This window comes from Streptosporangium roseum DSM 43021, from assembly GCF_000024865.1.
Classification (GTDB): Bacteria; Actinomycetota; Actinomycetes; order Streptosporangiales; family Streptosporangiaceae; genus Streptosporangium; species Streptosporangium roseum.
In genome coordinates, this window is the sequence record NC_013595.1 from 8,242,972 (window position 1) to 8,261,652 (window position 18,681).

The following is an 18,681-nucleotide window of genomic DNA, read 5'->3' on the forward strand; positions in this document are numbered from 1 at the left end:
TTGCCTCAACCGTGCATCTTCGTACAGTTCCCCCTTCTTTAAGCTAGTTATTTTCATAATTGCCACGCTAGCCTCCTCTCACTCGCCAGAAGGGGGGCTCTGTGGAAGACCTACGTATCGGTGTCCTCGGCCTCGGCCTGCGCGCCAGCCTGGCCAAGGCGGCACACCGGCCGGGCATGGGGTCGGTGGTGGCGGCGATCTGCGACACCATCCTGCGCGCCGCCCGTGACACCGGCACCCGCCTGTACGTCGGCCACAACATGCGGCACAAGGGCGTCATCGGCGAACCGAAAACCGTCTGGGTCCGCCACTTCGTCTCCTACGGAGGCGACTACTGCTTCAAGGACTGGCACGCCGAGCGCGAGCGCACCACCGGGCTGCTCCTGCAGAAGGCCGCGCACGACCTGGACGTGGTGCACTGGCCGGCCGGCGGCTACACCGAGCGGGTCAACGCCTTCGGCGACCTCATGGTCTACGGCGACCTGCCCCGGCGCGCGCCGGACACGCCCCGGCCCGAGGGCTGGCTGCGCGAGTTCGACATCGCACACAAGGTGCCCGAGGCGCTCGGCACACACGGCGGCGCCGACCACCACATCATCGCGGAGTTCTGCCGGTTCGTGCGGGAGGGCGGGCAGACCGACACCTCCCCCGTGGCCGCCCGTATGAGCGTCGCCGCCGGCTACATGGCCACCCTCTCGCTACGAAACGGCGGCACACCGTACGAAGTGCCATCCCTGGACCCGGAACTGGTCGCCTACTTCGACGGCGGCCAGACCCGCATCTGAAAGGCGCATCCCCCATGAAAAAGGTTAGATTCGCAGCCACAGCCGGCGCGCTGGGGCTGGCGTTGCTGCTGACCGCGTGCTCGCCGGGCACCTCGGGCGGTGCCCGGGAGACCACCACCAACGCCGCCGGCGGCACGTCGGACTCGATCAGCCTGCGCATCAACAACGCCACCACGTACTCCCGCAACTTCAACATCTACTCCCCCTCCACCGACATCGCCCCGCAGATCAGCCTCATCTATGAGCCGCTGGTGCGCCGCAACGTCCTCAAAGGCGGCCGGCTGGAACCGTGGCTGGCCGAGTCGTGGGAGTGGAGCGACGGCGACAAGACCGTCACCCTCAAGCTCCGCACCGACGTGAAGTTCTCCGACGGCACGCCGATGACCAGCAAGGACGTCGCCTTCACGCTGAACATCTCGCTGGAGCACCCCGAGCTGAACACCGGCGGCCAGACCTACGTCTCGGCCGAGGCGACCGACGACCACACCGTGGTCGTCAAGTGGAAGAAGCCCGCGCAGCTCGACTTCTACCGCTTCGCGCTCGGCGTCACCGGCTTCGCGCCCCGGATCGTTCCCGAGCACATCTGGAAGGACAAGGACCTCAAGACCTGGACGAACCCCGACCCGATCGGCACAGGCGTGGGCAAGCTCACCCAGTTCACCCCGCAGCAGTTCACCCTGGAGACGCGCGCGGACTACTGGGGCGGCCAGTTCCCGATGAAGTCGATCAAGATCGTCGCGACCGGCGGTGACGACCAGACCAAGGCGCGCCTGCTCAAGGGTGACATCGACTACGCCACCATTTCCTGGCCGAACGCCGAGCAGGAATACATGGCCCGGAACCCGAAGGCCAACGTCTACAAGACGTTCCACACCGGCGGGGAGGAGTCGCTGCTGTTCAACCTGGCCAAGGAGCCCTTCTCCGACGTCAACGTGCGCAAGGCGCTGGCCATGAGCGTGGAACGTGCCAGCGTGCTCAAGCTCGCCCCCACCGGCCAGGAGCCGGCCAACGCCTGTGGCCTGGAGCCGCAGGTGTACGCCGAGTTCATGGCGCCGGAGTGCAAGCCGCAGCCCCTCGACGTCGAGGGCGCCAAGAAGGCCCTGGCCGACGGCGGCTGGACCGTCGAGGGCGGCCGGCTCGCCAAGGACGGCAAGACCTACCCGCTGAGCATCAAGGTCGTGCAGGAGTACGCCAACTGGATGGCCTACGGCAAGGGCATGCAGGACCAGTGGAAGTCCAACCTGGGCCTGGACGTGAAGGTCATGGCCATCCCCGAGGAGAACTACGACCCGCAGCTCAACGAGGGCGACTACGACATGGCCCTCTACTGGACCGGCAACTCCAACGGCCTGTACTCCGTCTTCGCCGACCAGCTCGACTCCGACAAGTACAAGCCCATCGGCAAGGACGCCCAGTACCAGAACCAGAGCCGCTGGAAGGACACGTCCACCACGCCGCTGCTCGACAGGCTGCGCGACACCGTCGGCGACCCGGCCGCCCAGACGGAGGCCGGCTACCAGCTCCAGAAGGTCGTGCTGGACCAGGTGCCGTTCTCCCCGATGTTCACCGCCGACTGGTTCGTCGAGATGAACCAGTCCCGGTGGGTGGGCTGGCCCGAGACGGGCGAGACCGACCACGTCCCGCACAGCGCCCTCGGCCCTGACATCGTCATGACCCTCAAGGGTCTCAAGCCCGCGGGCAAGTAGATGAAGCAAGGCAGGTGGCGCTTCCTGACCAAGCGGGTGGCCTTCTACCTGGCCACCTCCTGGTCGGCGATCACGCTGAACTTCCTCATCCCCCGGCTCATGCCGGGGGACCCCAGTTCGGTCATCGTCAGGCAGTTGCAGAGGCAGTCGGGCGAGTCCGTCTCGCCCGAGGCCGTGGCGGCGATCCAGAAGCTGTTCGGTGACCCCCGCGCCGGCCTTCTCCAGCAGTACTGGGACTACCTCGTCAGCATCGCGCGCCTCGACTTCGGCCTGTCCGTCAGCCGCTTCCCGACCCCGGTGGGCGAGTTGCTCGCGGACGGCCTGCCGTGGACGCTGATGCTGGTCGGCGCCACCACGGTGGTGGCCTTCGTGCTCGGGACCGGCCTGGGGATCGCCGCCGGCTGGAAGCCGGGCGGACGGCTCGACGGGTTCCTGTCGCCCCTGTCGACGTTCCTGACCGCCGTGCCGTACTTCTGGGTGGCCCTGATCGCCCTGTACGTCTTCGGCCTGGTGCTCGGCTGGTTCCCGCTGGGCGGCGGGTACGACCCCGACCTGTACGGCAGGCCGGGCTTCCTGGGCAGCGTCCTGCAGTACATGGTGATGCCCGCCGCGACGATCGTCTTCTCCGCCTTCGGCGGCTGGCTGCTCGGCATGCGCAACATGATGATCACAACCGTCAGCGAGGACTACGTCCTGCTCGGCAAGGCCAAGGGGCTGTCGGCCGGGCGCGTCATGTTCAGGTACGCCGCACGCAACGCCCTGCTGCCCAGCGTCACCGGATTCGCCATGGCGATCGGCGGCGTGCTCGGCGGCGCGCTGCTGACCGAGATCGTCTTCTCCTATCCCGGCATCGGCTACCTGCTCTACGACGCGGTCAGCAAGCGTGACTACCCGCTGATGCAGGGCGTCTTCCTGCTGACGACGCTCACCGTGCTGCTGGCCAACTTCGTGGCCGACTCCGTCTATGTGATGATCGACCCGCGTACGAGAGAGGCAGGCCGATGAAGGTCCGCATCGGCATCGGCATCATCGCCTTCTTCTCGGTGATCGCGATCATCGGGCCGTGGCTCAACGACCTGATGGGCATCGGGCCCTGGAAGATCGATTACAACGCGATCAGCGAGCCGCCCGGCGCCGGCCACCTGCTCGGCACCACCAGCCAGGGCACCGACGTGCTCGCCCAGATGATCGCCGGGACGCGCAACTCGATGGTGGTCGGCTCGGTGGCCGGCGTCATCGGCGTGATCCTCGCGGTCGTGGTCGGCGTCACCGCCGGCTTCTTCGGCGGCAAGGTCGACGCGGTGCTGTCCTTCGTGACCAACATGTTCCTGGTCCTGCCCGTGCTCCCGCTCACCCTGATCGTCGCGGGCTACGTGCAGGACACCGGGCCCGTCACGATCGCGCTGATCATCGGCCTGTTCGGCTGGGCGGCCGGCGCCCGCACGCTGCGGGCGCAGACGCTCTCCCTGCGCGGACGCGACTTCGTCATGGCGATGCGCATGATCGGTGAGAGCAAGCCACGAATGATCTTCGTCGAGGTGCTGCCGCACCTGGCCGGCTGGATCTCCGCGATGTTCCTGCACCTGGTGCTGGGCGCGGTCCTGGCCGAAGCCGGTCTGGCCTTCCTGGGCGTCTCCTCGGCCGACACCATCAGCTGGGGCACCGTCATCGACCAGGCCAGGCAGGTGGCGCTGCTCAACGGCATGTGGTGGTGGTTCGTCCCGCCGGGCCTGTGCATCGCGCTGCTGGGCACCGCGACCGGCCTGGTCAACTTCGGCATCGACGAGGTCATGAACCCCCGCCTGCGCACGGCCGACATCAAGGCGATGAGAAAGGCGCTCGCATGATCCTGGACGTCAAAGGGCTCAACGTCGACTACATCACGGCCAAGGGAGCCGTACGGGCCGTCAACGACGTGAGCTTCCAGCTGCGGCGCGGCGAGATCCTGGGCGTGGCGGGCGAGTCGGGCTGCGGCAAGTCCACGCTCATCATGGCGCTCATCCGGCTGCTGCGCCCGCCGGCGGCGATCACCGGCGGCCAGGTGTGGCTGCATCCGCGCGAGGGCGAGCCGGTCGACATCGCGAGCCGGACCGACAGGGAGCTGCGCAGGCTGCGCTGGCGCAGCATGGCCGTGGTGCTGCAGAGCGCCATGGACGCGCTCAACCCGGTCGCCCGGCTGAGCGCCCAGTTCGCCGACGTGCTGAGGGCACACGGGTACAAGAACACCGAGGAGCGCACCGCCGAGCTGCTGGAGATGGTCGGCATCTCGCCCGACCGCGCCCGCTCCTATCCGCACGAGATGTCCGGCGGCATGCGCCAGCGCGCCATGATCGCGCTGGCCCTGGCCTGCGACCCCGAGCTGGTCGTCATGGACGAGCCGACCACCGCCGTCGACGTCGTCATGCAGCGGCAGATCCTCGCCCAGATCCTGGAGCTGCGCGAGCGGCTCGGTTTCTCCGTCGTGTTCGTCACCCACGACCTGTCGCTGCTGGTCGAGCTCGCCGACCGGATCGCCATCATGTACGGCGGGCGGATCGTGGAGCTGGGCGAGGCCGCGGAGATCTACCGGGCGCCCAAGCATCCCTACACCAAGGGCCTGCGCGACTCCTTCCCCCCGTTGCACGCGCCGGTCACCAGGCTGGACGGCATCCCCGGAACGCCGCCCGACCTGCGCAACCTGCCCACCGGCTGCGCGTTCGAGCCACGCTGCCCGCGCCGCTTCGCCGACTGCACCGAGCGGCGTCCGGAGCTGCTCGCGGTGGGCGACGCCCTGGCGGCCTGCCACCTGCATGACCGAGAGAGGACGGCCCATGCCTGAGGAGACCCCGGTCCTGGCCGCGGAGGACGTGACCAAGCACTTCGACACCGGCCGGCAGACCGTGCGCGCGCTGGAGAACGTGACGCTGCGCCTCTACCGCGGCCGCATCGCCGCCCTCGTCGGCGAGAGCGGCAGCGGCAAGACCACGCTGGCCCGGCTGCTCGCCCAGTTCTACCCCGTCACCTCGGGCGAGATCCGGCTGCGCGGCGAGGTGGTGAGCCGCCCGGACAAGGATTTCTACGGTGAGGTCCAGCTCGTCTTCCAGGACCCCTTCGCCTCGCTCAACTCGCTGCGCAAGGTCGAGCACAACGTGCGCAGGGCGCTCAAGCTGCACGGGCACCCGGCCGACGACGCGGCCGTGCACGAGCTGCTGGCCAAGGTGAACCTGAGCCCGGCCGCCGAGTTCGCCCGCAAGCTGCCGCACGAGCTGTCCGGCGGCCAGCGCCAGCGCGTGGCCATCGCCCGTGCGCTGGCCGTGCGGCCCTCGGTGCTGCTGGGGGACGAGCCGATCTCGATGCTCGACGTCTCCATCCGGCTCGACGTGCTCAACCTGCTGGCCAGGCTGCGCGAGGAGGAGGGCCTGGCGCTGCTGTACATCACCCATGACATCGCCAGCGCCCGCTACCTGTCCGACGACATCTATGTCATGTACGCCGGGCAGATGGTCGAAGGCGGTCCTGCCGAGTCGGTGATCCAGGAGCCCAAGCACCCCTACACCCAGCTGCTGCTCGACTCCTCCCCCGACCCGGAGCGGGCCGGCGGCAGCTCGGCGTTCACCGCGACGGCGAAGCTGGGCGAGCCGCCGAGCCTGGTGGACCCGCCGCCCGGCTGCCGCTTCCACCCGCGCTGCCCCTTCGCCAAGGAGCAGTGCAAGACGTCATTCCCACCACGCACCGAGTTCGCCGACGGGAGCTGGACAAACTGCTGGCTGCACAACGAGTCATGACATATCACCTTCGCTACCAGGTGCTTCCCGGGAGAGACGCCGCCCCGCTGGCCCGATACTGCGCCGAGCACGGCATCCCCGAGGTCGTGCTGATCTACAACTCGGAGGAACTGCACTCCGGCCATCCGACCGGCGCCGACGAGGACCTGTGGTTCGAGCACGTGGCCGCGGTCAAGCGCGTGCTCGACGCGCACGGCGTCGGTGCCGGTCTGAACCCGTGGGTGACCGTCGGTCATGCCGACCGGGGCCGCATGCAGGACCGCGGTTTCGCCCCGATGGTCTCCCCGTCCGGCCAGGTCTCCACGGCCACCGCCTCTTTCGCCTGCCCGGTCTGGCGCACGTGGCTGGCCGATCACTACGGCCGCTTCGCCGAGCTCGACTTCCGCGTGCTCTGGCTGGAGGACGACTTCCGCTTCCACAATCACTCCCCGCTCACCTGGGGCGGCGGGTTCGAGCCGGAGATGCTGGAGCGCTTCGCCCGGCTGTCGGGCCGGCGGGTGGAGCGCGAGGAGCTCGTCACCGCGATCACCGCACCGGGTTCCCCCCACCCCTGGCGGGCGCTGCTCCAGCGGACCTGGCGCGAGGCCCAGCTCGACGCGCTCGACCAGGTACGGCAGGCGGTCGCCGGACGGGCCAAGCTCGGCCTGATGAGCTCAGGGCTCGGAGTCGCCTCGGTCGAGGGCCGGGACTGGGCGGCGCTGTTCGACCGGATCGAGGTGCATCGGCCGCACTTCGCCGCTTACCGCGACGAGCCGGGCGAGGCGCTGGCGTACTCGATCGCCATGCTGGAGCTGCAGCGTCCACTGCGCCCGGCAGCCGTGGAGGTCGCTCCCGAGATCGAGAACTGGCCGCATACCGAATGGACCAAGTCCGACACCCAGACCTGGTCGGAGATGGTCACCGCGCGCCTGTCGGGGGCCGACGGCCTGCTCCTCGACGTGCATCCCTTCGTCACCGGCGAGCCTGCTCGCTACCCGCGGATCGGGACCATGCTCGACCGCTCACGCGCCGCCCTCGACGCCACCGCGTCCCCTGGCCTGCGGACCACCGGGGTGACGGTCCCGTGGTGGCCTGACACGGCCGCGCGGATCCCGGGCGACGGCACGTTCGGCGGCCTGGCCGCCGACCCGCTGCGCGCGGCGCGTTACCTGCTGCCGTACGGCGTGCCGATCCAGGCCGGCGCCGGCGCCGTCACCGCGGTGTTCGGCACCATCGCGTGGGGCGTGCCCGACTCCGAGGTGGAGACCCTGCTGTCCGGAGGTGTGCTGCTCGACGGGCACGCGGCGATGATCCTCACCGAGCGGGGCTACGGCTCGCTCCTCGGGGTGACGGTGGAGGAGGTGGCCCACCGGTCCACGCCGTCGCGGTACCCGTACAGCATGGAGCGGATCGCCGACGGCGGCGAGCTGCTGAGCGTCAACGTGCAGGAGGCGGTGGCCAGGCTCGCCGCGGCGAGCGGGGCCGAGGTCTGGACGCGGATCCTCACCCCGCGGCAGGAGCACTGGGGCGACGGGCGGGTGGCCTTCGTCAACGAGCTCGGCGGGCGCGTGGTCACGCTCGCCGCGTGCGCGCCGGAACGGCTCGGCCGCTGCGACGACGGGCGCCGGCTGGCACACCGTGCGATCAGCTTCCTCGGCGGTGATTTTCCCCTGGTCACAGGCGGGCCCCACCTTATGCCGCAGTTCGCCACGGTGAACGGGCGACGCCGCCTGGCCATCGTCAACGGCTCCGCCGACCCGGCCCGTCCGGTGGTGTCGGGTGTCCGCCCCGAGAAGGCGACGCTGCTCGCGCCGCTGGAGGAGCCCCGGCCCGTCCCCGTACGCGAAGAATCCGGATATTTCGTTATCGATGCGGATGTGCCGCATCGCGGCTATGTGATCGTGGAGTACGCATGAACGAGCGGCCCGAAGTCGTCCCGGCCCTGCAGGAATGGACCGGCGGCACCGGCGAGTTCCGGCTCGGCCCCGAGTCCCGGGTCGTCTGCGCCGACGAGAGGCTCGGCAGCCGCCTCGCCGGTGAGCTCGGCATCGGACACGCCACCGAGGGGCCGGGAGACGTCGTCCTGGAGATCGTCCCCTCCGGCGGCAGAGCCGAGGGCTACCGGATCGAAGCCGCGCCCGGCCGCGTGACGATCACCGCACCCACCGCTCGCGGCCTGTTCTACGGAACCCGCACCCTCGTGCAGATCCTCCGTACCGGCGCGGTCCCGTGCGGCGTGGCCCACGACTGGCCCGACTACCCGGTCCGCGGCTACATGCTCGACGTCGGCCGCCGCTACGTCACCCCCGAGCTCATCCACCGCCTCGTCCGCCTGATGGGCCGCTACAAGCTCAACGAGCTGCAGCTCCACCTCAACGACAATGAGATCAAAGCCCCGGACGGAGACTGGGGCAAGGCTCTGCACGGCTTCCGGCTGCGCTCGCCCGCCTTCCCCGGCCTGGCGCCGGAGGAGTCGTACTCCCGTGACGACTGGGACGGCTTCGAGGAACTCGCCGCCGCCCACGCGATCACCCTCGTCCCCGAGATCGACGCCCCGGCCCACTCGCGCGCCTTCATCTCCTTCGACCCCTCCGTGGGCCACGACGGCGGCGACTCCGACCACCTCGACCTGGCCAACCCGGCCGCGACCGAGCTGGTCAAGGCCGTGTTCACCGAGTTCGTGCCCTGGTTCCGCGGACCGGCTGTGCACTTCGGGGCCGACGAGTACTACCAGAGCAAGGCGTTGTGGAAGCAGTTCTTCAACAACATGGCCGCGCATGTGCGCTCGCTCGGCAAGCAGCCCCGCGCGTGGGGCGGGTTCACCCGCCTGTCCCCGACGGGTGACACCGCCGGATTCGACCCCGACGTGGTGATCAACAGCTGGAACAACGGCTTCTACGGCCCCGAGGGGGCTCGCGAGGACTCCTACGCCCTGATCAACAGCAATGACGACCTGCTCTACATCGTCCCCGAGGCCGACTACTACCACGGCGCCGGCCTCGACGCCGAGTGGCTCTACGACCACTGGGAGCCGCACGTCTTCGCCGACGGCCAATCCCTCGATCCGGGCGACCCCCGCCTGCTCGGCGCCATGCCGGCGCTCTGGAACGACCTGGTCAGAGCGGACTACACCGAGGAGAGGATGTACGAGCTCATCGAGCACAGCCTGGGCGTGCTCGCGCAGAAGATGTGGAGTGGCGCCAAGGCCGGGTTGCCGTACCGGGACTTCGTCCGGTTGCTGCAGAGGTTGGACTCCTGGTAGTGCCTGGTCAGGTGGAGGTCGATCCGACGAGTCGCCCGGCGGCAGGGCCCTGAGTGGGGCGACGATTGGATGTCATCCGTCCCATCTGTGGGGCTCTGTATCTCTTCCGCCTCGTCTTCACGGGACCGGCACGCCGTCGCGTCCGAAGCCGACCAGGCCCTACCAGGCGTCGCACCCATTGAGCTGCGACTCCCCACTGACGATCGACCACACCCTGACCGGCCACTGACGACGCGACCTGTCTTTCCTCGTACACGTGGCCTTTTGCGCGCCCCCGGCAGCTTGGAGAAACTCCCGGTTCATCACCCTGCGAACAGCTTGCACACAAGCGCCGCCAGGTGGGCGCTACGATCAGCCCTTTCGCGCGAAAAGGGCGGCATGCAGTGCAGAGATACCGTCTAGGGCGGTTAGCGGTAATCGTCAACATGGCGGCCGTGGTGGTCGCGGTCGTCGTCAGCCTGGTCCGGGATTCCCTTGATCCGGCCTGGACCGTGGTCCAGTGGTACCCGCCCTCCCGCTTCGCCGACAAGACCTCGCTGCTCGCGGTGCTGGGTGGGTTGCTACTGGTCGGCGCGGTCAATTCGTGGATGTTCTGGCAGGTGCTCCAGGGGCCGGCCGATGCTGCGCCGTTGCCGCGACGCGCGCTGTGGCTGCGTCGATTGCTCTACGTCTACGTCGGCTGGCTACTGATCCCGGTGCCGCTCCCGGACGAGGTGGAGACCGCGTTCGACGTGGTGCTGTGGGTACCCATCGTCATCCTCTTCGCGCAGGTGCTGACGCGCTCGGGACCGACCTTCCGCCTGATCCTGGTCACCACGGCTCTGGTGAGCACGGCGCTTCCATCGGTGCTCGAAGCTGTGCGCCGGGACAGCTACGCCGGCTGGGCCGCACCCGTGCTTTCCGCTGTGAGCATGGCACTCGTGGCGGCGGGGCTGGTCTGGTTTCTGATGATCCTCATCGCCCAGCGACGCGACGGCCGCTGGACCCGGACCACGATGGTCCTGGGAGCGTGCCAGCTGGCGGTCATCCCCATCACCGTCGTCCTGAACCAGCTCGTCGACTTTCCGGAGAGCGTGGTCCTGTCCGACCTCCTGGATGTGCTGGTCGTCTTCCAGCTGGTCTGGCTCGCCCGGACGGCCCACGAGCTCAACCGTCCCAGCACCGCACCGGATCCCGAGCCCCTGCGCTCGCCCCGATGGCTCCTCGCGCTGATGGTCCTGGCTCCGATGGCGGTCATCGCCCCCGAGGCCAAGCCCCACATGACCTACACCTGGCTCGATGCCGACTGTTCGTCGATCCCGCTGTTCGCCGACACCCCTCCGCAGGATCGCCGGCGCGTTTACCTGTGCCTGGCCGGAAACGGACGGTTATACGAAAACATTCGGTTCTGGAGCGCAGGCGGGCGCCCGGTCGCGGACCAGCAGCTCCTGGGCAAGGGCTGGAAGAGCTGCGCGGCAGGCGACGGCAGAGTGAGGGCCGAGGCGCTGGTCTACCTGTGCCCGGAAGTCGTCGCACGTGACCGTCCCGACCTCCTGCTCACGGCGGCCCAGCTCAAGCAGCGGGACGCCGAGGAGCGAGCCCGGCGGCGGCAAGAGGTGGCGGATGAGGCCGCTCAGTACGTGAGCGGCTGCCGCGATCCCTGGCCCGCGCTGCGGACCTCCCGCCAGGTCACAGCCGTTCACCTGCCCACCGATTGGGACGGCTACTACATCTTCGACGGGCGCGCGGCGAGCCTGGAGGCACTTTATGGCGAGAACATCGAATCCGACAGCCCGCTTGTGGCCCACGGGGGTGCTGCCATGGTCAGCACGACACTGGAGTACGGCGCCACCTGCGTCACCGTGAAGGTCCTGCGTACGGCCCCGCCGATCCGGCGCAAGGGCTGGGACGACGTGGTCGACGCGGATCTGGTTCTCGGCTCGGGACGGATGCATCTGAAGGGCAGGGGCATCAAGGTCGAAGTCGCCCTTCCGAAGGCGGGGAAATATCGGGTTCGCCTGCACACCCGAACGTTGGACGAGGGGGTGGGAGAAGACCTTGTGGTGGTGTTTCCCACTTCCCGACAGGGCTTGGTGAGGCAACCAAGTCCTACTGGGTAGTTGTCCCGCCGGCGGTCGTGTTCCCGCGGTCCACAACGCCCCGACGCCCCGTGCCGGATACCGCACCGTGGTCTGCGTGGAGGTGCTCTTCTTGATCAGCACATAGGGCGAACCGAGAACGACCGGCATGAGAACCAGCCCACCCGGACCGCGATTCACGACCCGCTCGGTCCGCCGGCGCGCTTCCTGAAGCACCAGCCGACCGTCGCACCAGCGCAGATCCGGGTGCAGATCGGCGAACAACCTCTCCGCACCACCCACGGCCGGCTGCTTGGCGTCAACACCTTCTGCGGCCAACTGGGCAACGTCACACCCGGCCTGCCGGCGACCCGGGCGCTGCACCTCGACACGCGCGGTTACGGCCTGCTGCTCGCCGGCGCCGCGGTCTGATGTGCGGCCTCCGCAGCCATGGACCGGTGGCCGACGATCACTCTTGTATCGAACACGTGATCTAAAAACTCTATGACCGGGGTCCCGGCCAAAGTTACGATCTTGATGTTCGCCGGCCGTGTCGATCGGCCGGCTCTCCACGCTGACGGGGTGCGAAAACGCCCCACGACTGGACGGGAGATCAACTTTGAGGCGTGCACTGATCGCGGTGGGTGTCGGCTTGAGCGTGTTGGGTTCCACGGTCGTCACCCAGCCGGCACAGGCCGCGAGTGTGGTGATGGTCCCGTTGTCTCCCACTGTGACGGCGGCTCAGCAGGTCGCATGGTTCTGGCTCGCCGACGGGGCCGCCAACCTGAAGAACGCCACGCCGTACACCGTGCAGACCGCGGTCGGCGGGGAACGCCTGTCCACGGACATCGTCCCGGACGGCCCCCCGGCTTCCATCCCGCCGCTGGAGGGGCCGGCCTCGCCGGAAGGGGAGATGCCCACGACCTCGGGCAAGGTGTTCTTCATCGGCAGCGACCTCCAGCCGCACTGGTGCACCGGCACGGCCGTGCGCTCGAAATACCGGAACGTCGTCGCGACGGCAGGTCACTGCCTGCTGGACACCGAGGCCCCGGCCGGCCCGCTCACCAAGTGGGTCTTCGTCCCCGGCTACTCCGAGGGCACGGCCCCGTTCGGCCTGTACGTCGGGAAGCAGGGCGTCGCCCACTACGACTTCGACGACATCCAGGACTACGACCGCGACCTCGCCTTCGTCAACGTGTACCGCGGTGTCGTCCCCTCTTCGCCGGACGTGCTGACCAATACCGGGATGCTGGCCGAGAACGTCGGCGGTCAGGGGGTCGCGTTCAACCAGCCGCTCGCGCCCACGGTCGACGTCTTCGGCTACCCCGCCGGCCCCGAGCCCGACGGCAGCCGGCCCTACACGGGCGAGACCCTCGAACGGTCGACCGGATCGGCGTCCGCGATGAAGGTCACCGGCCTCCCCACGGACCGGCCCATCGGCGTTGACTCCCCGTTCACCGGTGAAGGCTCTCTCGGGTCCTCGTGGCTGACCCAGTACGCGAACGACAGCCGCACCGGCTATCTCAACGGCATCACGATCAGCGTTTCCGACACCGATGGCGACAACCGGTACGACACCGGCGTCTCGCCGTACTTCGACGGTGAGTTGTACACGGTCTACCAGAAGGCCTCCAACGTCTGGACCGGCATCATCGCTTAGACGGCCCCCCCGTTCCCGCCGCGTCCGCCCAGAGGGGCGGGCGCGGCGTCATGGTCTACAGGATCACTGTCTGCCCCGCCCCCGCCCCCGTCGCCCGAAGTCGCTCGTATCCCTCCATCGGCGGCGACCCGGTCACGTGCTCATTACCGCCGCCCGCCGAACGTCCAGTCGTGGACCTCGATGTCGGCGTACCGATCCGGAGTCAGGACGGCGCGTGCCGCATCCGGGTCCGGCGCCCGGACCAGCAGCGCCGTACCCAGCCAGGTGGTGCCGTCGTCGGACAGCAACGGCCCATACGCGATCAGCTCGTCCCGGTCGGCCGGGACAAGGTCGGCGGCCTGCCCGGAGCCGAGGCCCAGCACCAGATACCGGTTGCCGCCCTCCTTGCCACCAGGGAAATCCCACATGGTACGCCCCAGCACGTTGCGCCATCGGCGCAACACCACGTCCCGGTACACACCGGCCTGGTAGTTGGGCTCATCGAAGACGAACGCGCGTGCGGTGGCGAGGTCCGGCAGGTCGACGATGTGCACGCTGCCGGTGGCCGTCTCGCCGTCGGGGCTCAAAGTGGGGCCGCGGGCGATCAGCTCCGCCGCGTACCGGTCCATGTAGGACCAATGTTCCTCCACCAACTGGTCACGGAGGGTCGCGGAACCGGGGCGATCACGGTGATAACAGAAGAACTCCATGCCAAGAATACCTACCATGAAGGCCACATCCAGTGGCGTGGTGTACGAGTGTCCGGGGCCGAGGCGAAGGTGAGGCCGGGACCGGAGGTGGGGACAAGGTCGTTCGCCGCCAACCGGCGCGGCGCCGTACCGGGGTGGAAGGTCAAAAGCGCAGCGAGGGCGGGTGAGGTGGCCGGGGGCCATCCCTTTCGTGCAGGCCGTACCGGGGTGGAAGGTCAAAAGCGCAGCAAGGGCGGGTGGGGTGGCCGGGGGCCGTTTCTTCCGTGCGGGTCGGTGTCTCGTGGCCTGGGGGGTGGTGCTCAGGAGGGGTCGGCTGATGGGCGGGTGGGAAGGCCTGGTGAGGGGCCGGTGCTGGACCGGGCGGGCGCCGATGAGCCCCGGGAGCGGCAGTGATCAGGGGTTTTCCTTGATCTGTTGGGATTGGCGGTGCTATAGGACGCCCAATCCCAACAGATCAAGGAAAACCCCCGCACCGCCCCTCCCCCGGCCCGCGCAGCGGGGAGCACCCCGTACGGCGCCGCGCGGATGGGCCGGTCCCCGGCCACCCCACCCGCCCTCGCCGCGCTTTTGACCTTCCACTCCGGTACGGCGCCGCACAGATGGACACCCCCCTGGATCGGAGCGGAGGTGAACGGGCACCGCCACCGCCTCGGCGGCCTGGGTGCCTGTACGCCCCCGTGCGGACAGGTCGGCCACGCGCGGCCGTCCCTTCTCACACTCGGCCCGTCGTCCGGCGAGCAGCCCGCCGCCTCACGCATACCGCATGGACAGGGATACCGCGGTGACCCGACCCTCTCACCGTCCGAAGAACATCACAATGCAAAAATCAGCAGCCGAATGCGGAGAACTTGGCTTCGAATGAGTAATGATAGTATTTCCGCTTTGAGATTTCGGTTACGCCGCTGAACGGGCGGTTGCACTCGACGATGACGTCCTTGGCTTCGGCGAGGAGGTCATCTCCGGCAGTGTCATCTTCCCATACCTGGACCGTCACCTTCTCGCCCGGCGAAAACTTGAGAGGGTAATGCGACGGAAATTCGACTATCTGGCCCTCTTCGTCCTCGTTGACGTCGACTGTGCCATCGGTCGGGGCGAAGCGCTGACTTGCTCCATTACGCACGACCTTGATGAAGACTTCGTCGCCGTTGCTCCAGGTCCCCTCCTCGTCTATATCGTGAGCGTAGACGGTGATGCCGAGTTCGGTTTCGACGACGGCGGCGGCGGGGGCGGCGGTGACAGGAGCGGCGCCGGCAGGGGCGGCGGTGGCCAGGGCCAGCGCCCCGAGAATGCCTAGCATCGACAGAACGGCACTGGGCTTGGAACGCGCGAGCATGGTTTTCTCCTTTTATCCGGTCGATTTATCCGATCGATCATGGCCAAGGCTTCCGCAGCCTCCTTGGAGGAGGCTTGCAAACGGCTTGGAGTCTTTCCGGTGGACGCCCGATCTCCGGAAAACCCTGTTTCCCGGAAGCCGGCCGGCCGGCGAAGCCACGGAAGCCCGGTAATAACGACGTGGAAAACAACGGATATGCAGGTCGGCGGTCCATCTTCCAAGCCGGGCCCCAAGGCCCTTGAGAAAGCCCTGACTTGCATATCCGTTGAAAATTTCGCCGATGCTACCGGGGCCCCTTGAGGGCGCCTGCCTCTGACTCCGGGAAAGCCGTGGTCCGGCCTCTCCACCGCTCCCGACCGTTCCCGATCGCAGGTGGATCACCGACGTGTACTATCAGTACACTCCGCCAGCAGACGACAACGCTCGTGCGCCCCGATGCCAGGACCGCGTCACCCACGTCGGTCTGGTGGATGTTCGCGACCCCCTACAACTTCACCGAAGATTTCTTCATCGTGCGCGCCGTCTCCACCTCGCTGGCCGCTGACGGGCAGGTGACGAGCGCGTTCATCCGGCGGTGGGCGGCACTCGGATACGGCTGGTGCGCGTTCCAGATCCTGTCGCTCTTCCCGGGGACGGCCGGGTATGTCGGCGCAGCAATCGCCCTCCCGCTGTGGGCGGCACACTGGATCATGACAGCCCGCGTCAATCGCACGCTTGCCACCCGGAACCCCGCCGCCCCGCTCACGCACAGCCTCTAGGAAACCCATGGAGTGAGAAACAGCCCCCGGGTCATGGAAGCGAGGCCGTAGCGTGCCTCTGCGACGGCGGCCAGGATGTTCGTCCTCTGCCCACGCAGATGATGCTCCACGGCTCCGGGATGCTCCGAGGGGGCCAGGGCGGTCCGTGACACAATCACATGGATGCGGTTCCATGCCGATCTGCACATCCACTCGAAATACTCCAGGGCCTGCAGCAAGGACAGCGACCTGGAGCATCTGGCCCGGTGGGCACGGCGCAAGGGCGTCACCGTGATGGGCGCCGGAGACTTCACGCATCCGGCCTGGTTCGAGCGGCTCCGCGAGGACCTCGTGCCGGCGGAGCCCGGGCTGTTCCGGCTCCGCGCGGAGCTGGACGGGGAGGCCGCTCGCGGGCTGCCGCCCGGTGTGGCCTCGGCCGAAGTGCGGTTCATGCTGTCGGTGGAGGTCTCCACGGTCTACCGGCGCGGCGGGCGCACCCGCAAGATCCACCACCTGGTGTACATGCCCGGGTTCGACGCGGCGGAGGCGTTCAACCGCGGCGTGGCGCGCTTCGGCGACCTGAGCTCGGACGGCCGGCCCACCCTCGGCCTGGACTCCCGCGAGCTGCTGGAGATCACCCTGGCCTGCGGCGACGGCGCCTACCTGGTGCCGGCGCACGTCTGGACACCCTGGTTCGGCGTGTTCGGCTCCAAGTCCGGGTTCGACACGATCGAGGAGTGCTACGGCGACCTGGCCGGTCACATCTTCGCGCTGGAGACCGGGCTGTCCAGCGACCCCGCGATGAACTGGCGGGTCTCCGGCCTGGACCGCTACCGGATGGTGAGCTACTCCGACGCGCACTCGCCGCCCAGGGTCGGCCGCGAGAGCACGGTGTTCGACGTCGACCTCGACTACTTCGCGGTCCTGCGCGCGCTGCGGACCGGCGCCGGGCACGAGGGGACGGTCGAGTTCTTCCCCGAGGAGGGGAGATACCACCTGGACGGGCACCGCAAGTGCGGCGTCCGGATGGCCCCGGAGCAGACGCGCGAGCACGGCGGGATCTGCCCGGTGTGCGGCAGGCCGCTCACGGTGGGCGTGCTGAGCCGGGTCGAGGAGCTGGCCGACCGCGAGGAGGCCGTACGGCCGGACGGCGCCGCCGGTTTCCGCAACCTCGTCCCGCTCCCGGAGATCGTGGGCGAGATCCTCGGGGTGGGGCCGCAGAGCAAGAAGGTGCTCGCGGAGGTCGACGGTCTCATCGCCGCCCTGGGGCCGGAGCCGACGATCCTGGAGGACGTGCCGGTCGGCGACATCGCGGCCCTCTCCCCGCCGCTCGCCGAGGCCGTCGACCGGCTGCGCCGCGGCAAGGTGATCCGGGAGCCCGGGTACGACGGTGAGTACGGGACGATCCGGCTCTTCGGACCCGGCGAGCCCAGCCCGGCGGACACGGTCACCACCCCGGCGCTTTTCTGACCGGCGACGGATCGGTCCCGGCACTGTCGTCCGGGTCTGGTAGGACAGGACCACCCAGTCCCCCCAGGCGAGGATGTCCATCATGATCGAACACGACCGGTGCCCCGTGGCGGTGGACGGATGACGGACGACTTTCTGGCGAAGCTGTCCGCGGTCGTCAAGGGCAGTGAGGCGATCATGCGGCAGGTGGGCCACACGCACGACGGCCACTACGACCACGACGAGGAGGATCTCGCGGCACTCAACGCCGAGACACCGGCTGACCCGCGCGATCCCGGTGAGGCGTTCATCCCCGCAAGCGGGGCCTACCACTGGGACATGGCGGGCGCCCATCGGGAGACCTACGCCGGGCTGCCCGTCGCCGAACCGCACGTGATCGTCCACCACCGCTCCCCCGACCCCTGGCGGTTCGCCTGGCCTCTCTACGACGGCGACCCGGACCGCGAGAACGACGACGGCTCCGGGTTCGCGGCCGGGCTGGAGGAACTGCTCGGCACGGTCGACGGTTCCAGGATCCAGGCCATCGTGGTGGCCGGGAGCGGCGCACCCAACGCTCCCGCCATGCTCGCGGCCAACGCCCACCGGCTGCCGCGGCTGCGTTCGCTGTTCCTCGGCTTCGTCGAACCGGAGCACTGGGAGATCTCCTGGATCCAGCAGGGCGACGTCACCCCGGTCCTGGAGGCCTTCCCCCGCCTGGAGCGGCTGGACGTACGCGGCAGCGAGGGACTGCGGCTGCGGCCCGTACGGCACGCGTCCCTCAAGGTCCTGCGCTTCGAGTCCGGCGGACTGCCCGGCCACGTCGTCCGCGCGGTCGGCGAGTCGGAGCTGCCCGGCCTGGAGCATCTGGAGATGTGGCTCGGCGTCTCCCAGTACGGCGGCGACGCCACCGTGGGCGACCTGCAGGGCATCCTGTCAGGCAGCGGCCTGCCCGCGCTGCGGCGGCTCGGGCTGCGCGACAGCGAGATCCAGGACGAGGTGGCCGCCGCGGTGGCGTCGGCGCCCGTCGTCGCCCGCCTGGAGGCGCTCAGCCTGAGCATGGGCGCGCTGACGGACACCGGAGCCGAGTCGCTGCTGAGCGGCCAGCCCCTCACCCATCTGCGCCACCTCGACCTGCACCACCACTTCCTGACCGACGACATGGCCGCGCGGGTCCGGCTCGCCCTTCCCGGCGTCGAGGTCGACCTCTCCGAGCCCCAGCCCTCGCTGGAAGAGTGGCGCTACGTCGCCGTCTCGGAGTGA

General features: G+C 68.9%; 16 protein-coding genes. 14 read left to right on the plus strand and 2 right to left on the minus strand.

The window, feature by feature from the left end; translation table 11 throughout:
* Window positions 1-101 precede the first annotated feature (101 nt).
* The 11 genes from SROS_RS35960 (at window position 102) to SROS_RS36005 (ending at window position 13,213) form a co-directional block, all read left to right on the plus strand.
* Window positions 102-785: a Gfo/Idh/MocA family oxidoreductase gene (locus SROS_RS35960; protein ID WP_012893868.1), complete on the plus strand. Its 684-nt coding sequence runs from the start codon at window positions 102-104 to the stop codon at window positions 783-785.
* A gap of 14 nt (window positions 786-799) precedes the next feature.
* Entirely contained in the window at window positions 800-2,491 is a 1,692-nt protein-coding gene (locus SROS_RS35965) for an ABC transporter substrate-binding protein (RefSeq protein WP_012893869.1), read from the plus strand.
* A complete protein-coding gene (locus tag SROS_RS35970; RefSeq protein ID WP_012893870.1) occupies window positions 2,492-3,496 on the plus strand; it encodes an ABC transporter permease in 1,005 nt (334 codons plus the stop codon).
* Window positions 3,493-4,338 carry an ABC transporter permease gene (locus tag SROS_RS35975; protein WP_012893871.1) on the plus strand — a complete coding sequence of 282 codons (846 nt, stop codon included), beginning with the start codon at window positions 3,493-3,495 and terminating at the stop codon, window positions 4,336-4,338. The genes SROS_RS35970 and SROS_RS35975 overlap by 4 nt, the downstream gene beginning before the upstream one ends.
* A complete protein-coding gene (locus SROS_RS35980) occupies window positions 4,335-5,309 on the plus strand; it encodes an ABC transporter ATP-binding protein (protein ID WP_012893872.1) in 975 nt (324 codons plus the stop codon). The genes SROS_RS35975 and SROS_RS35980 overlap by 4 nt, the downstream gene beginning before the upstream one ends.
* A complete protein-coding gene (locus SROS_RS35985; RefSeq protein ID WP_012893873.1) occupies window positions 5,302-6,255 on the plus strand; it encodes an ABC transporter ATP-binding protein in 954 nt (317 codons plus the stop codon). Before SROS_RS35980 ends, SROS_RS35985 begins: the two co-directional genes overlap by 8 nt.
* Window positions 6,252-8,150 (plus strand): hypothetical protein, encoded by a 1,899-nt coding sequence (locus SROS_RS35990; RefSeq protein ID WP_012893874.1) that lies wholly within the window; start codon window positions 6,252-6,254, stop codon window positions 8,148-8,150. The genes SROS_RS35985 and SROS_RS35990 overlap by 4 nt, the downstream gene beginning before the upstream one ends.
* Window positions 8,147-9,496 carry a family 20 glycosylhydrolase gene (locus tag SROS_RS35995; RefSeq protein ID WP_012893875.1) on the plus strand — a complete coding sequence of 450 codons (1,350 nt, stop codon included), beginning with the start codon at window positions 8,147-8,149 and terminating at the stop codon, window positions 9,494-9,496. Before SROS_RS35990 ends, SROS_RS35995 begins: the two co-directional genes overlap by 4 nt.
* Window positions 9,497-9,921: 425 nt before the next feature.
* On the plus strand, window positions 9,922-11,595 hold the full coding sequence (locus SROS_RS36000; RefSeq protein WP_043653655.1) for a hypothetical protein: 1,674 nt from the start codon (window positions 9,922-9,924) through the stop codon (window positions 11,593-11,595).
* Window positions 11,596-11,820: 225 nt separating this feature from the next.
* Window positions 11,821-11,985, plus strand: coding sequence for a hypothetical protein (locus SROS_RS50260; RefSeq protein ID WP_012893877.1), 165 nt, complete (start codon window positions 11,821-11,823; stop codon window positions 11,983-11,985).
* Between the two features lie 226 nt (window positions 11,986-12,211).
* Window positions 12,212-13,213: a trypsin-like serine peptidase gene (locus SROS_RS36005; RefSeq protein ID WP_281048041.1), complete on the plus strand. Its 1,002-nt coding sequence runs from the start codon at window positions 12,212-12,214 to the stop codon at window positions 13,211-13,213.
* A 143-nt stretch (window positions 13,214-13,356) separates the two neighbouring features.
* Here SROS_RS36005 and SROS_RS36010 read toward each other — a convergent pair whose 3' ends face one another.
* Window positions 13,357-13,920, minus strand: coding sequence for a YciI family protein (locus tag SROS_RS36010; protein ID WP_245564405.1), 564 nt, complete (start codon window positions 13,918-13,920; stop codon window positions 13,357-13,359).
* 808 nt (window positions 13,921-14,728) lie between these two features.
* The gene (locus SROS_RS36015; protein ID WP_012893880.1) at window positions 14,729-15,235 is read right to left on the minus strand and encodes a hypothetical protein; all 507 of its coding nucleotides are present in this window, start codon (window positions 15,233-15,235) and stop codon (window positions 14,729-14,731) included.
* A 425-nt stretch (window positions 15,236-15,660) separates the two neighbouring features.
* On the opposite strand from SROS_RS36015, the gene SROS_RS36020 reads away from it, so the two are divergent.
* The 3 genes from SROS_RS36020 to SROS_RS36030 all read left to right on the plus strand — a co-directional run bounded on the left by SROS_RS36020 (window position 15,661) and on the right by SROS_RS36030 (window position 18,681).
* Window positions 15,661-15,993, plus strand: a complete 333-nt coding sequence (locus SROS_RS36020) for a hypothetical protein (protein ID WP_218919739.1) — start codon at window positions 15,661-15,663, stop codon at window positions 15,991-15,993.
* A 162-nt stretch (window positions 15,994-16,155) separates the two neighbouring features.
* Window positions 16,156-17,442 carry an endonuclease Q family protein gene (locus SROS_RS36025; protein WP_012893882.1) on the plus strand — a complete coding sequence of 429 codons (1,287 nt, stop codon included), beginning with the start codon at window positions 16,156-16,158 and terminating at the stop codon, window positions 17,440-17,442.
* Window positions 17,443-17,562: 120 nt separating this feature from the next.
* A complete protein-coding gene (locus SROS_RS36030) occupies window positions 17,563-18,681 on the plus strand; it encodes an STM4015 family protein (RefSeq protein WP_012893883.1) in 1,119 nt (372 codons plus the stop codon).